We start from the raw sequence: 15645 nt of genomic DNA, 5'->3' as shown, positions 1-15645 counted from the left end.
ATGTTAGTGAGTAGACGAAAAGGACATGCAGCAAATCATATCGTCAGAATCAACGGAAAACGAATGGATCTCAAAGCATTAGAGCAAGTCATGATGCTTCATTTTCCGCTTAAGGAATGTGCAATCATTCCGAAGAAAAATCAAGAAGGCAGTCTATCGCTTGTGCTATTTGCACAGGCGAAGGACCCTTCGCTGACAAGAGAGGATCTGATGAAAGGTCCGCTTCATCCTCATGAAGTGCCAGCCGCTCTCGTCTTATTACCTTCTTTGCCAAAGACAGAAAGTGGAGCAGTCGACAAAGAGGCACTGCTTTCAATTGAAATCATAGATCAAGAGGAATTAAGAAAGATAGAAGAGCGCACCAAAGCTATAGATGGTGTAGAGGAAGCGGCTGCTTTCATTGAAAGTCAGCCAGAAAAACGAACGCCCTATCACTTAGATGATCTGTTTCCTGATCGACAGCGTACCCAAGGGAATGTACCGCTTTCGAAAAGTGAAGCGAGCGAAACAAAACCATCATCTGTCCATGAGAAGCCGCCCGCACTTGTGTATGGCGGAGATGTGATCAAAAAACCAGGCACACCTGTCACACTGACAGAGGTGCTGATTCGATCAGCCTTTATGTCACCAGACCGCGGGGTGACCTATATGAAAGAAGACGGGCGTACGTTGACCCAAACCTATCCTGAATTACTAACAAGCGCTGAACGGGTTCTGTGCGGTTTAAGGGCAGCAGGACTGACAAACGGTGATCAAGTGTTACTTCAATTGAAAGATCATCAAGATTTTATCACGGTATTCTGGGGCTGTATTCTCGGAGGAATCATTCCGACCCCGGTCTCTGTGCCTCCTGTTTATGATGAAATGAATCAAGGTGTGAATAAGCTGAAGGGCGTGTTTCAGCTGCAAAATGAACCTTTCATTATTACGAATGAAGCAAGTGCTGAGGACATTGCTGGGCTGCGCGAGACATTTGAAGCAAAGATCATGCCTATCTTAACAATTGAAGCATTGCTGGCGTATGAACCAGATGAACAGCATTATGAGCCGGAGCCGGATGAGCCTGTGCTGCAGCTCCTGTCTTCAGGAAGTACGGGTGTTCCAAAGTGTATCCGTCATCATCATCAAAGCATTTTATCTAGAATTATTGCTTTTGAGCAGGTAAACGGCTTTACACATGAGGATGTGTCGCTTAACTGGATGCCGCTTGATCATGTTGGTGGAATTGTCATGTTTCATGTACATGACGTCTACCTTGGCTGCCAGCAGATTAGTCCATCCATCGATCAATTTATCGAGCGGCCGATGGTGTGGCTGGATTGGGTAGAAACCTACGGTGTCACAAGAACATGGGCACCAAACTTTGCTTTTGCCATGATGAATGAATATGAGGACGACATTCGTAAGGGGTGCTGGGACCTGTCTACTCTGACTTATATCATGAATGCAGCCGAAGCGGTTGTTCCGAAAGTCACGCAGCGCTTCATGCATATCATGGGGCAGCATGGATTAAGCCGTCATGCGATGGTACCTGCTTACGGTATGTCAGAAACATCCTCAGCCATTGTTCAGTCAAAGAAATTTATGCGGAACAGTGAACAGGATGGACAGCTGACGATTGATCAGACCTCGTTAACAAGTGAGATCGAATATGTGACGCACGATCATCCGAACAAGATGACGTTTACAGAAGTCGGCACGCCGATTCCTTCTGTATGGATTCGAATTGTAGATGAGCATCACGAGGTGCTGCCAGAAGATCAGGTTGGGCGCTTGCAAGTGAAGAGTCCAACAATTATGATGGGCTACTATCAAAATGAAGAAGCCAATCAAGAAGTTTTTGCGGAAAACGGCTGGTTTCACACAGGGGATTTAGGTTTCATTCATGAAGGGCGTCTCGTTCTGACAGGTCGAGAAAAAGACATCATTGTTATCAACGGCGCTAACTATTTGAATTACGAAATTGAAGCGGTTGTTGAAGAGGTGGACGGGGTTGAAGTCACCTTTGCCGCTGCGTACGGCATTTATAATCCCGAATCAAGCAATGACACGCTTGCCGTCTTTTTTGTCTCACAAAGGGATTCAATAGAGGAACAAATCACGATAATTCAACAGATGAGAGAGGCCATCATTCGAAAAATCGGAATAGAGCCTGATCACATCATTCCGGTGAAAAAAGACCAATTTCCAAAAACGGAGAGTGGGAAAATCCAGCGTGCCCAGTTAGGCGCAGCACTAAAAGATGGAGCATTCCGTGACATTGAACAGGCACTGGATCTTGCTTCTGAAAATGAACAAACACTCCCAGACTGGTTTTTCAAACGCATTTGGGCTAAGGAGCATATCGGTCCAACTCAGCCTTTTGCTGACCATGTTCTCGTTTTCGAGGATGAAAAAGGACTTTATCAATCGCTTTACGCACAATTTGAGCAAAAGAAACAGCCATATATTTCTGTGAGAAAAGGGCATGAATTTTTGCGTCTGTCCAAAGGGATGTACCAGATAAATCCGAGAATCAAGGGGGATTACGTCAGGCTCGTTGCCGCACTTGAAGCAGATGAACTAAAGACCGGGCGCATGCTCCATCTGTGGAATGTGTCAGACAAAGAAGACATCGTGGATCCTGCGCAGTTCAAAGAGCTGCATGCCAGCACGGGTCAATCCATTTTGTACTTGTATCAAGCATTGCGACAAGCAAATAAAGAGCCCATCCGTCTTGTCGTTGTGACAAAAGGCGGTCAATTTGTGAAGCCTGGAGACGATCTTCATGTGGAGAAAACGCCGCTTGTAGGCCTGCTAAAAACCATTCCGAAAGAATGGGAAGGAGCAGAGGTGTCTCATCTTGATATTGAAGCGGAGGATGTAGAACAGGATGCCAAGCATATTGCGGAAGAATTGTCTGCGATTCATATAAAAGCAGAGGTTTCTTACCGAAATGGGGACAGATTCGTACCAAAGCTGGAAAAAGTCAATATGATTGAAGCGGCTCAAACAGAAGGATTTTTAGAATATGAAGGTCTTTATTTATTGACTGGAGGACTTGGCGGAATTGGGTTTGAGCTGTCTAAGCAGATGCTCCAATTTGGCTTAAAGCTCGTATTGATTGGACGGACATCTCTGGAAGATAGCTTGGAAAAGAAAGAAGCCTTCTCACAGCTAAAAGATGTTGGTGACGTCATTTATATCCAAGCAGATGTGACCAACTTACGTGACGTCGAACAGGCGATTTATCAAGCAGAAAAGCATTTTGGACAATCGATCCGGGGTGTGCTGCATTTGGCCGGTGCTGGTAATGTGTCTGAGCATTTTCAGCAGGCGGACAAGTATACACTGGCTCATACGTCAGAAGAGGATTTCACAAAAGAAATGTCAGGGAAAGCAGACGGGGCATGGGTCCTGCAGGAAGCCTTTAAGTATGATCCGACAGTACCGTTTGTCTTTTTTGGATCGGTCAATGGCTTTTTTGGCGGCACAACATTTGGGGCATACTCTGCGGCCAACAGCTTTTTAGATGGACTCGCGCACGCTCTCACCTTTCAAGAAGGAAGACGAGCAATCTCTTTGAACTTCAGTATGTGGGATAATCTCGGTTTGTCTAAGGGGCATACCGGAGCAGCTCTCACCGTTCGCAAGGGATTTCAATTGATTGGAAAGAAACAAGGTCTCCATTCATTATGTTTAGGTGTCCGGCTCAATGAAGCGCATCTATTTATTGGTCTGGACGGAGCAAACCGAGACATCGCCGGGTATCTTCAGCCAGCTCCAATACCAGTCTTTGAGAAAAAGCTTTTTTACACCGTTCAGCCTGGCAAAGAAGTGCATGTTGAAGAGATCACGAGCGCCGCAGCAGGCAAATGGGACATTCAGCAAGTACGGGAAATACCGAAAAAACAAGATGGCTTTATTGATCATGAAGCCCTCAAACTGAATCATCACAAAAATGGACAAAGTCTTGAAAAGCAATTACCAGAAACGAAGACAGAGCAGGTTCTTGCCGCCATATGGCAGGACATTTTAGATGTAGATCGCGTGTACAAAGAGGATCAATTCTTCGACCTTGGCGGACATTCACTAAAAGCGACTCAAACCATTTCCCGGATCAATCATGAATTTTCAATGAAGGCGCCTTTAAAAATATTATTTGAAAGCAAACATCTGGCACATCTGGCGCAAATGGTTGATGACATCAAAGGGGCGCCAGCCGTTCAGGAGGCTGAAATTCCAAAGCTTGAAAAGCAAACAAGCTATGAACTGTCTCATGCCCAGAAGCGTATTTGGTTCTTATCCACATTAGAAAAGAGCCATCATTACAATATATTAGGTGCTTGGAAGCTGATAGGACCATTACACATTCAAGCATTAACAAAAGCGATTGGTCTTTTAACAAAACGGCATGAAGCACTTCGGGCAGTATTTAAATCACTTGGCGGCAAGCCGGTTCAACTCATTCGTGAAGACCTTCCGCCATCTGTGACAGTGGCAAATTTCTCGTTATTTAATGAAAAAACAAGAGCGAGAAGACTCAAGCAGCTCATTCAGCAAGAGGCAGAACGTGTCTATGATTTAGAAAGAGGGCCTCTTGCGCAGTGGACGATAGTAGATATGGGCAAGGAGGAGTATTATCTCCTTTGCGCGCAGCATCATATCATTTCAGATGCATGGTCACTCAGCCTGCTCATTCAGGAATTAGAAGTGGCATATGACGCACTGCTTGCAGATGAAACGCCGCAGCTCCCAGCCTTAGAAATCGAATGGACAGATTATGTACATTGGGAAAATGAACAATTAAAGCATCATCAAGAAGACCAAACCTATTGGCTCAATACGTTACAAGGTGAACTTCCAGTGCTGGAGCTGCCGTTTGACCGTCCTCGTCCGCCGGTTCAAACATTTAACGGTGCTACAGAGCAAATTGTACTGGATGAACCGCTTATCCGCCGCTTGCAGGCTTTGTCCAAAAAGCAGGGCACGACTTTGTTCATGACGATGCTGTCCGCGTACTACGTCCTGCTTCACAAGCTATCCGGACAGACGGATATCATCATTGGATCGCCTATCGCGGGCCGGGATGCCAAGCAATCAGAGAAGCTTGTTGGGATGTTTGTGAATACACTTGCGCTGAGACAGGACGTCTCAACAGCAGAGACGTTCGCTGATCTCTTGGAAAACGTGAAAGAGATGACGTTAAAAGCCTTTGAACATCAGCATTATCCATTTGACAAGCTTGTCGATGACCTTTCGTTAGATCGAGATTTAAGCCGGTCACCTATTTTTCAGGCGGCTATGGGGTATGTCACCGATTCGCTCGATGTAAACCTTAAAGGGCTGACAAGTGAACATGTGATGGTCCATCATACAGTATCTAAATTTGATCTCACCCTTCATATATTTGAACAGGAAGAGCAGCTGTCGATTCATGTGGAATACAATACGGATTTATTTGATCAAGAGACCATTCATCGTTATATGAACTATTATCTCCATGTGCTAGATGGCATGACGGCACAGCCTGAGCGAACATTTGCTGATTATTGCTTAATGGACAAAGTAGAACAGGCGGCCATGATTCTAGGAAAAAATCAAACAGATACGCCATATCCAAAGCGGACGCTTCAAGAATTGTTTGAAGAACAGGTGAAGCGTGATCCTTATCGTATTGCCTTGTCCTATATGGATGAACACATGACGTATGAAGCCTTGGATAAGAAGGCGACAAAGCTTGCTGCTTACTTGCAGTCAAAAGGAATTGGACCAGGATCCCTTGTACCGATGCTATTTGATCGCTCCTTTGACATGATTGTGTCGGTACTAGGAATCATCAAATCTGGTGCTGCATATGTTCCGATGTCACCTGAATATCCTGATGCACGCATCCGTCTCATCGTTCGTGATACGCAAAGCGATGTGATCATCACCCAGTCTCATCTTGCAGATCGTCTAGTAGGCTTTACAGGTACAAGGATTATCATGGACAAGCCAATACGAGAAACAAATGCAGTGTATCAAAGAGAAGCATCCATCATAGGTGAAGACCAGATCGCCTATGTCAATTACACATCAGGCTCAACAGGTACACCAAAAGGCGTGATGCTCCCTCATGCAGGAGTTATCCGCTTAGTGAGAGAAACAAACTATATCAAGCTCGGTCCAGATGACAAAATGCTACAGCTATCAAACTATGCTTTTGATGCCTTTACATTTGAATTATGGGGAATGCTGCTGAATGGCGGTCAGCTGATTCTGCTCCCAAAATATGCAGCACTGAATATGGAAGAATTAACGCAATTCATCAAAACGTATCAAGTGACAGCCAACTGTCTGCCAACCGCATTATTTAATCGACTGGTGGAGCACGATCCAAAAAGTGTGGCAGGCTACCGCACATTACTCGTTGGCGGGGAAGCCATGTCTAGTGAGCATGCACGAAAAGCATTGCCGCATATGGAAGGTGTGCTCGTCAATGCTTACGGTCCAACAGAAAACACGACCTTAGCCACAACACATCAAGTCACACACGTGCCAGCAGGCGCAAAATCGGTTCCAATTGGTGTGCCGGTGTCGAACTCAACTGTTGTCATACTAGACGAAGCGCTCAATCCAGTACCAGCAGGCGTCAAAGGAGAAATTTATATCGGCGGAACCGGCCTTGCTAAAGGCTACCTTCATGATCCAGAGCAGACAAAGGAGCGGTTTATTGACAATCCTTTTCCTGAACTAAAGGGAGACAAGCTGTATCGTTCAGGCGACCTTGGTACATGGCGGTCAGATGGCACCATTGAATATCTCGGCCGAAAAGATCACCTGGTGAAAATTAGAGGCTACCGAATTGAATGCGGAGAAATTGAGACAGCCCTGCTCAAGCATCCACAAGTCAAAGAATGTACAGTCATCGCCAAAACGTATGGCAGCTCAAAACGGCTGGCGGCCTACCTTGTGACAGATGGAGAAAATCCTGTCCCGGGCTGGAAAGCCTTTTTGCAGGAAAGCCTGCCAGGCTATATGATTCCAAGTTACTTTGTCGTACTGGATGAAATGCCGGTGACAACGAACGGAAAGGTTGATCAAAAAGCATTGCCAGAGCCAACAGAAACAATGTCCCTTTCCCATGATGACGACAAACCGGTCACCGAAACGGAGGAGCGGATTGTCGCCGCTTTCAAGGAAGTGCTTGGTGTGAAGCAAGTGGGTATGCATGATTCCTTCTTTGATCTGGGCGGCGATTCCATTATGAGTATTCAGGCTGTGGCCAAATTAAAAGAAAAAGGTGTTCGTGTTGATCCAAAATGGATTTTCATGCACCCGGCGCCTGCGCAATTAGCCGCACATTTGGACGCAGTGCCAGAAGCCGCTGAGAACGTCGAAAGGTCTCCGAAGGACTACGTGATCGAACTGAAAAAAGGCGATCCAGCCGAACCGAGAATATTCTTTGCGCCGCCTGCTGGTGGAACGGTGATGGGCTATATTGATGTTACTAAGCTCATGACACATCAAGGTGCTGTGTATGCCTTGCAGTCTCCTGGCCTATATGAGGATGAAGAGCCGCAATTCCTCCATTACACGGAGCTTGTAACCCTTTTTATTGAAGCTATTGAGACGTTCTACCGTCCGGGGATTGACTATCTCGCAGGGCATTCAATGGGCGGGCATCTTGCCTACGGAATGAATCAGCGGCTCTGCCATGCAGGGAAAGCACCGAAAGGGCTCATCATTTTAGATACGGTGCCAGTGCTAAGAGATGAGGCAGATCAGGCACTTCATGCCGATATGAACGAAGAAGAAGTGAAAATGCTCGCGCTTGTCCTTGGAATGGGGAATCTGGTCGGCATTCAGCCAGAAGCTTTACAAGGATTGACCTTCCAAGAAGTGAAGCAGAAAATTCTCAAAGAGGCAGAAAAGGATGAAGTTGTTCATCAATTCATGAATGATCAATATTTAGATAAATATTTACAAATGCAAACGCATAATACGATCATGTCACAAGCCATTGAATTAGAAAAAGAACCATTCCCTGTGCCATTTTATATTGTCCAAAGCAGTGATCACGCAAGCGATTTCCAGAAGAAGTTCGCAGACTGGGAGGCTTATACGAAAGAGTCGTGCTCGTATTACCACATCAAAGGCGACCATGTCACCATGATGAAAAGACCGCAGGCAGATGAACTGGCACGGATTCTTCAAACGATTATAAAGGGGTAAAGACGTATGAATCAGTTATTGAAAACCTTTGAAAAAAAATCAGATCTCATTCAGCTTATTTGTTTTCCTTTTGCCGGCGGATATTCCGCCTCATACCGTCCGCTCTTTGAACAGCTAAAAGACGTGGCCGAAATCACAGCAGCAGAGCCCCCAGGGCACGGCACCAATCTCATGCCGCTTGAATCAAGCATTGACCGGCTGGCAGAGCTGTACAAAGAAGGACTCACGAACAAATTGAACCGCCCATTTATTCTGTTCGGACATTCAATGGGTGGGCTTGTGGTATACAGACTAACCCAGCTGCTAGAAAAGGAAGGAATTTATCCTGCAGCAGTGGTGATCTCAGCCATTCAGCCTCCGCAAACAAAACGGCAGATGCTGACGCATTTATCCAACGAAGCATTTGTACAGCATATTGCCGAAATGGGCGGGATTCCAAAGGAATTACTAGAGAACAAACCAATGATGGATTACTTTACACCGTCCTTGCGTGCAGACTACCGGGCACTGGAAACCTTCCAGCACACAGATCAATCGATCATCGACACACCTGTTTATTTATTCAATGGGAAGCAAGATGAGAAATGCATGCAGGATGCCAGCGGCTGGCTAAAATGGGCAAAAACCATCGAGCGCACTAATTTCGATGGAGGCCACATGTATATCAACACACACCTTGAGCAATTTGCAGAAGAGATGAGACATGTCATTGAGCTTACAGCCAAGCAGCAATTGATTAGACATTAAAAAGAAAGCGGCCCTCTTTAATGAGGCCGCTTTTACTTATGAATGCTGTTTCTTCACCACATTCCCGCCAATCACCCCGCCAATGACCAGCACCCCTCCGATGAGATGATACCAATCAATCGTTTCGTGTAAAATGAGAACCCCGGCGGCGACCGTGATAAACGCGGATAAATTGTTAAAGATGCTGACCTTTGCCGCTTCTAGCTGCGAGAGTGCATAGTTTGATAAATATGCGGTAAGAAGAGATGAAAGAATACCTAAAAAGAGCATCGACCATACAAAGGATGCTTCTGTAAATGGACTGAAAAACTCCGGCAATGACCCATTGATCGAATGCCGGGTAAGCGCGGCGGTATTGAAAAAGACAAGGCCAAAGAAGGTCATCACAAAGGTGAGTTCAATCACATGGAATCGTTTTGTAATCACTCTGGCAAACACACTATATGCACTGGAGGACAGGGCTGAAAGTAAAATCAGCACATAGCCGATGAAATGAGAATGCTTGACATCAATTCCCTTCATGACAAAGAGAAGCATCACCCCGCACACAGAAAGAAAGGTAAACAGCACTTGTATCCATGTCGCACGTTCCTTTAAAAACCAGGCTGCCAGCAGCATCGTCAGAATGGGAATCGTCGCTTGAATGATGCCAGCCTCTGAAGAAGATGTATACATCAATCCCCACACTTGAAAAGCAAAGAACAAAACAGGATAAAGCAAGGAAAACGGTACGATATAAATGAGATCACGCCATTGAATGGATATGCGATACTTTTTTCGTAGAAACGGATACAGCAATAGAGCGGCTGCAAAAGAAATGGTAAAGCGGTGTGCCAATAAATCGATTGGGTTTGCTGATTCTAATGCTATTTTGACAAACAAAAAGGAAAAGCCAATGATAGAGGCGTATGCGATCGCGGCAGCATACGCTTTTTGTTTTGACATATTCATAACGTGACTCCTTACATGAGCATGCATGCTTCAAATGAATTGACCGGTTCTGTTCTTCTATCGTAATCGGATCATCTAACGTGTACAATAAGAGAACATGATATCTGTACCGGTACAAGGAGGAAAAGGTGTGAGGAAATATGATCAGCTTGTCTTGAGCTTAAAAGAAAAAATGGATTCTGGTGAGTACAGTGCTGGGATGAAAATTCCATCCATTCGCCACTTAGCGGCTCAATATGCAGTGAGTAAAAGCACTGTCATCAAGGCGCTGGATACATTGGAGCGTGAACATCTGCTGTATTCTGTAGAAAGAAGCGGTTATTATGTCGTGAAAACGAAGCAGCGAGCAGGCAAGCAGGACGGTACATGGATTGATTTTGCTTCATCTGCACCTGATCCCGTTGTGTTTCCATATGTCGATTTCCAGCACTGCATCAACCAAGCGATCGATTTGTATCAAAATGACTTATTTATTTACGGCACAGCCAACGGCTTACCATCGCTGCTGCCAGTCATTTCAAAGCGATTAATGGATTATCAAGTGTTTGCTCATCCAGAACAGATCGTCATGACCTCTGGTATTCAGCTCGCTTTATCCATTTTAAGCACCATTCCTTTTCCGAATGGAAAACAAACCATACTAGTCGAACAGCCGGGTTATCACTTATATCTCCAATATTTAGAGAAAAATCAATTGCCTGTGCGCGGAATTCAGCGGACGGAAAAAGGGATCGATCTTATCGAATTAGAGGATATCTTTCGAGAAGAGGAGATTCGTTTTTTCTATACGATGCCAAGATTTCAAAACCCGCTTGGAACGAGTTTATCAAAACGAGAAAAAAGAGCGATTGCAGCCCTTGCTGAGAAATATGATGTCTACATTGTTGAGGATGATTATATAGCAGATTTAGAATTCGACACAAAAAGAGACCCGATCTACTCGTACGATCAGGCTGGAAAGGTCATTTATTTGAAAAGCTTTTCTAAAATCATTTTTCCGGGGCTGCGAACAGGAGCGGTCGTCTTACCTGAAGAACTGATTCGGCCTTTTAGCGAACACAAACGGCTGATTGATATCGACAGCTCCATGCTGTCCCAGGCAGCCTTAGAAATATATTTAAAAAGCGGGATGTTTGAGCGGCATAGAGACAGGATGCGGGCGACCTATCGAAACCGCTCCAAGCAGCTCGTGGCAAGATTAAAAAATGATCAGAGCGCTTATCAGCTGGGAGAACAGGAGCCGGCTACCCATACACATTTACGTGTCGACCGGTCGATTCCCATGAACCAGATTATTCAGCAGCTGAAAAAGGCATCTGTTTCCATTCAGCCAATTGACCGTTATTACCTGTCGGCCTATCAAAAGGACCCCATTCTTCAGCTGAACATTTGGCAGGTGAAAGAAGAGCAGATCACACGCGGAGTCGATCTATTAAAGACGGTATTTCAGCAAAGCACGCGTTATTAAAGGCGGGACAGTACATCGCTGCAAGTGAGTCTCTCAACGCTTTCAGCCGCAGCAGGTTTTCGTGTGCATACCGCCATTTGGTAGGCAGGGTCAAGTGAGTATGTTTGAACAAAGCAAGGCGCTTCATGATCAGGTAATGTTAACGCAGCCTGTCCATCCTCTGACAGACGGGCTGTAAAGGACGAAAGCCCATAGGATAATCCTTTTCCAGTCAGCTTGATAAAGGCCTCCTTCATTGACCAAAGATGAAAGAAATAGGCTTCCTGCCGTTCTGCCGGCTGTGAGAGTAAATCCTGATACTCATCCGCTGAAAAAAATCGTTTGGCAATCGCCAGATCAATAGGCTTGATTTCCTCAATATCAATGCCCACAGGTGCATCATCTACTGCGCAAACGACCCAATCGCCAGAGTGAGAAAGATTAAAATGAAAAGAAGGAAGCTGCCGGACGACAGGTTTGCCATTGCCCTCTGTTTCAAAAACGATCTCGTCCATAGGCAGCTCGTACATATCATGGATCGTTTGACGAACCAGCACTTCACCTAACAAGGTCCTTCTTGCGTCGATCAAAAAACGAAAGCGTTCAGCGGCAGCACGCTTTTCAGTTGAAACAAAGTGTTTCAGACGATCTATTTGTTGTCGTTCATTGATTTCATCTAAGTGTTGTAATTGGATAGCAAATATCTTCATAACAAACCTCTAATTTTTTACATTGATTGTACCATTGGAGAGCGGCGTGCAAAAGGGTCCATTAACGATTTACGATGTGAACACCATTCGGATCAGTTGTATCAACTCCATCAACATCCGTCATGATCACGTCAAGCAGGGAAAGCCGTTCTCCTTTTTGCCAGTGAATGGGCTGATGCAAAGGTGCTAGCAGCTGATCGACTTTAGGTGTCTGTGACAAATCAGGAACAGCAATTGTCATAGCTTGAAGCGTAGCGTTCCCGGTCTCAATGACATCTGTACACCGCTGTAATTCAAGTCTTAAACGAAGAGGTGTTGAAAGGAACGTTCTTCGTTCTCCTTCTTGGACCGGCCAGTTGAGCTCTTTTGCCTGTGAAAGCAGCTCATCATATTAGCTTTCTTTGTCTGAGACAAGAAAGCCAATATGATCAAAAGGGACTTTTTTACTATAACCGAAAGTGATATTGATTTGTCCCTTTCTCATTTGGACGATGCGAAAGGTCGGCTGCTCGGTTTTTTCAACAAATGGTGTCCACTAATGATAGTGGAAAAGCTGTATGAGGTCTCATCCCAAATAATAGAATATTCTGTTTATTCATTTTAACACAAGAAAAGCCATTCTTTTTGTAGAATGGCTTGTTCTTATCGGATAAGCGTCTGGACAGGTTTTTCTGCTGTTTTTGTAATGAGCAGCTGCAGGAGCCGTGTTGATTGCGGCAAGGAGAAACGAAGGACAAGACCTGTGAAGATCGCAGTCAAAATCGTTCCAATGCCAATCGGTCCACCGAGCATCCATGCAAATAAAAGCACTGTTAACTCAATGCCATTTCGCACCCACTGCACGTTCAGCCCCGTTTTCGCTGAGATGAGCAGCATTAATGAGTCCCGTGGCCCAGCGCCAAGATTGGCTGAAACATAAATGCCAACGCCATATCCAGAAACAACAACGCCCGTAATAAACACATATAAAGCGGGTAAATACCCGTGTGGTGCAGGCAATACCGCATTAAAGAAATCTATAAACATACCAATCAGCACCATGTTCAGTAATGCGCCGACCTTTGGAAATGATTTCGTAAAAACAGAAGTCAGTGTCACAATGAGTGCACCAATAATGATGGACCACTGTCCAATCGTGAGTCCAAAATGCTGAAACAGTCCGTAGTGGAAAGCGTCCCAAGGACCAATCCCAAGGATCTTCCCTTTCACTGTCAGCGATAGTCCAAAAGCTAATACGATCAATCCAACAAAATAAAAAAACCAACGTAAAAGATGTTCCCGCTTCAAAAGCATTCCCTTCTTTCTTAAACACTCGATTTCCATCGTAACATACTCTCACTCCCCTTTAAATGGCTTTGCTCAATTGTAATCGCTTACTTCAAAAAAAGAATTTTGTCGAATTGTAAGGGTCAAAACATCAAAACAGGCAGCAAGACTTTCGGATTGTTTTTTTTAGCAAAAGAAGCCATTAATTTCCGCATTTTAAGAGAAAAAGAAAATAATTCAATATATTTTCCCAAAAAAATAATCTGCACCAATTAAAGAATAATTATCTTTAAATAGAAGAGATTGTATATAAATCATGTCATTAGACCTGTTTGGAGGAAAAGGAAAATGCGAAGGTATACGATAAAAAAGGTCATTTTATTGGAAAAAACATAGGTGAATCAAACATCGAGAAGTGTACGTTACTAAATGACTATTTTTGTCGAAAATAGTCATTTGGTCATGTTGAGGCTTTTGAAATGTTACTGATATTCTTTACCAAAGTGTGGGAGGTGAACTGGTACATACCATTACGATATGAAGCGAGAAAAAGGGGAGGTCAAAGAATGAACTTATTAAAAAGAACGAGTCAATTATTTCTTATATTGGTGCTGATCGTTGGAAATCTATTAACGGTCTCACCAGCTGTTACGAAAGCCGCTGGGACGGTTGTTGTCAATAACACGGATTCTTATATTATTGGGAGTAGGCCACTGGTTCTTCAGCAGCTCGATGGAAATAATCCAACAAATGTAAAAGCTAGTGTAGAGGTGAAAGGAATCGATATGGGTGCAGTGAATGGTGTTGCTGTAAGTGATCGAGAAAATGTTGTGTATGCAACTGCAAATAGCACGACCCCTACTCTATATAAAATAAATGCGACATCAGGGCAAGCAGAGAGCGTAACCCAATTACCAGAAGGTGCTTCTAATGCCGTTGTGTATCAAGATAAATATATCTATTCTTATGCTTCTAATGGTGAGTATTTCCTTGGAACATACGATTTAGTTACGGGTCAAAAATCGTCTAAAAAAATTGTCGGATATGACATCGGGTCTGGCGTTGGCGGAGATCTTGTCGTTGATAAGGACGGCTATCTTTGGTTCGCATCAAATGGCAGTGGGGCCATTGCGCAAATGAACCCTGATACAGCAGAAGTCATTCGTGTCATTCCGATTAAAAATGCAGATGGTAAAACGATTGACGGAGGCGTTCGGGGGATTAGCTTTTTGCCCAATGGACAAATGCTATTACAGTCAGGATTAAATGACTCCATTGGCCATTCCACTCTTTTTACACTTGATGCGAAAACATTAAGTACAACATATATGGGCACTGTAGGTGATTCATTATCTTACGATTTAGCTTCGCGGGTTAAGCCAGAATTTGATCCATATCCTCCAGAGCTTGAATCGGAAAAATCAGTTGTTTTACAGAAAAAAGCAGAGGGCAACACAGATGAGAAGCATCCAGAAGTAGGCGACACGTTACTTTATACAATTAAAGCAAAAAATACCGTGCAATATGGTATTGTCAAAAAACTGATCATATCAGATAAGCTGCCAAGCAGCCTAACGTATGTTTCAGGGTCTCTTAAGGTGGATGGAACGAGCGTAACAGATGCAAAAGATCAAGACAAAGGTGATTATACAAACGGCACTGTTTCAGGTCAAATAGGTGATGTGAAAGATACCGATTGGCACACAGTGACATTTGAAGCGACGGTAGGCAAAGGTCAGGCAGGCAAAGATATTCAAAATACCGCGAATGTCAAAGGGGAAAACGCACCTCCGGATGAACCAACAACAAACATAGAAATTTACCCGCGTGACCCAAAGCTTGAATCAAAAAAATCAGCGGTCTTACAGAAAAAAGCAGAAGGTAACACAGATGAGAAGCATCCAGAAGTAGGCGACACATTACTGTATACCATTCAAGCCCGTAATGCGATTGAAGACAGCGTCATTGAAGATCTTGTGATTTCTGACAAGTTACCTCAAGGGTTATCATATGTACCAAATTCACTTCAGGTAGATGGAAATCCAGTCACAGATGTAAAAGATGATGACAACGGGGATATGACAGACGGAACTGTCACTGGGACGTTCGGTGAAGTGAAAGATGCGAAATGGCATACCGTGACGTTTGAAGTCACAGTTGAAAAAGGTCAGGCAGGCAAAGATATTCAAAATACAGCTAATGTCACAAGCGGCAACACACCGCCAGACGAGCCGACAACAAAAACAGAAATCTATCCGCGTAACCCAAAGCTGACTTCTGAAAAATCAGCAGTTTTACAGAAAAAAGCAGAAGGTAACAAAGATGAGA

The 15645-nt window shown here is 44.3% G+C and carries 8 protein-coding genes; 4 read left to right on the top strand and 4 right to left on the bottom strand.

Features of this window, described 5'->3' with window-relative positions:
- Both BA81_RS18220 and BA81_RS18215 read left to right on the top strand, forming a co-directional pair.
- A complete protein-coding gene (locus tag BA81_RS18220) occupies positions 1-8196 on the top strand; it encodes a non-ribosomal peptide synthetase (RefSeq protein ID WP_034284183.1) in 8196 nt (2731 codons plus the stop codon).
- A gap of 6 nt (positions 8197-8202) precedes the next feature.
- Positions 8203-8943, top strand: a complete 741-nt coding sequence (locus tag BA81_RS18215) for a thioesterase II family protein (RefSeq protein WP_034284180.1) — start codon at positions 8203-8205, stop codon at positions 8941-8943.
- A gap of 36 nt (positions 8944-8979) precedes the next feature.
- Here BA81_RS18215 and BA81_RS18210 read toward each other — a convergent pair whose 3' ends face one another.
- Positions 8980-9894, bottom strand: coding sequence for a DMT family transporter (locus tag BA81_RS18210; RefSeq protein ID WP_034284176.1), 915 nt, complete (start codon positions 9892-9894; stop codon positions 8980-8982).
- 130 nt (positions 9895-10024) lie between these two features.
- On the opposite strand from BA81_RS18210, the gene BA81_RS18205 reads away from it, so the two are divergent.
- Positions 10025-11362 carry an aminotransferase-like domain-containing protein gene (locus BA81_RS18205; protein WP_034284174.1) on the top strand — a complete coding sequence of 446 codons (1338 nt, stop codon included), beginning with the start codon at positions 10025-10027 and terminating at the stop codon, positions 11360-11362.
- On the opposite strand, the gene BA81_RS18200 is transcribed toward BA81_RS18205, so the two are convergent.
- From BA81_RS18200 to BA81_RS18190, 3 genes are all read right to left on the bottom strand, one after another.
- Complete coding sequence (locus BA81_RS18200; protein WP_034284171.1) at positions 11359-12051, bottom strand: 4'-phosphopantetheinyl transferase family protein; 693 nt, start codon at positions 12049-12051, stop codon at positions 11359-11361. The two genes, BA81_RS18205 and BA81_RS18200, sit on opposite strands and share 4 nt — an antisense overlap.
- 61 nt (positions 12052-12112) lie before the next feature.
- The gene (locus tag BA81_RS20000; protein WP_248605682.1) at positions 12113-12292 is read right to left on the bottom strand and encodes a hypothetical protein; all 180 of its coding nucleotides are present in this window, start codon (positions 12290-12292) and stop codon (positions 12113-12115) included.
- Between the two features lie 401 nt (positions 12293-12693).
- Entirely contained in the window at positions 12694-13338 is a 645-nt protein-coding gene (locus BA81_RS18190; protein ID WP_034284193.1) for a YczE/YyaS/YitT family protein, read from the bottom strand.
- A gap of 545 nt (positions 13339-13883) precedes the next feature.
- Between BA81_RS18190 and BA81_RS18185 the strand changes: the two genes are divergently transcribed.
- A partial coding sequence (locus BA81_RS18185) for an isopeptide-forming domain-containing fimbrial protein (RefSeq protein ID WP_034284169.1) occupies positions 13884-15645 on the top strand: 1762 nt, incomplete at its 3' end.

It is taken from the genome of Bacillus safensis FO-36b (assembly GCF_000691165.1).
GTDB lineage: Bacteria > Bacillota > Bacilli > Bacillales > Bacillaceae > Bacillus > Bacillus safensis.
The sequence above is the reverse complement of the archived record's forward strand: the minus strand, read 5'-3'. Positions and strand labels throughout refer to the sequence as shown.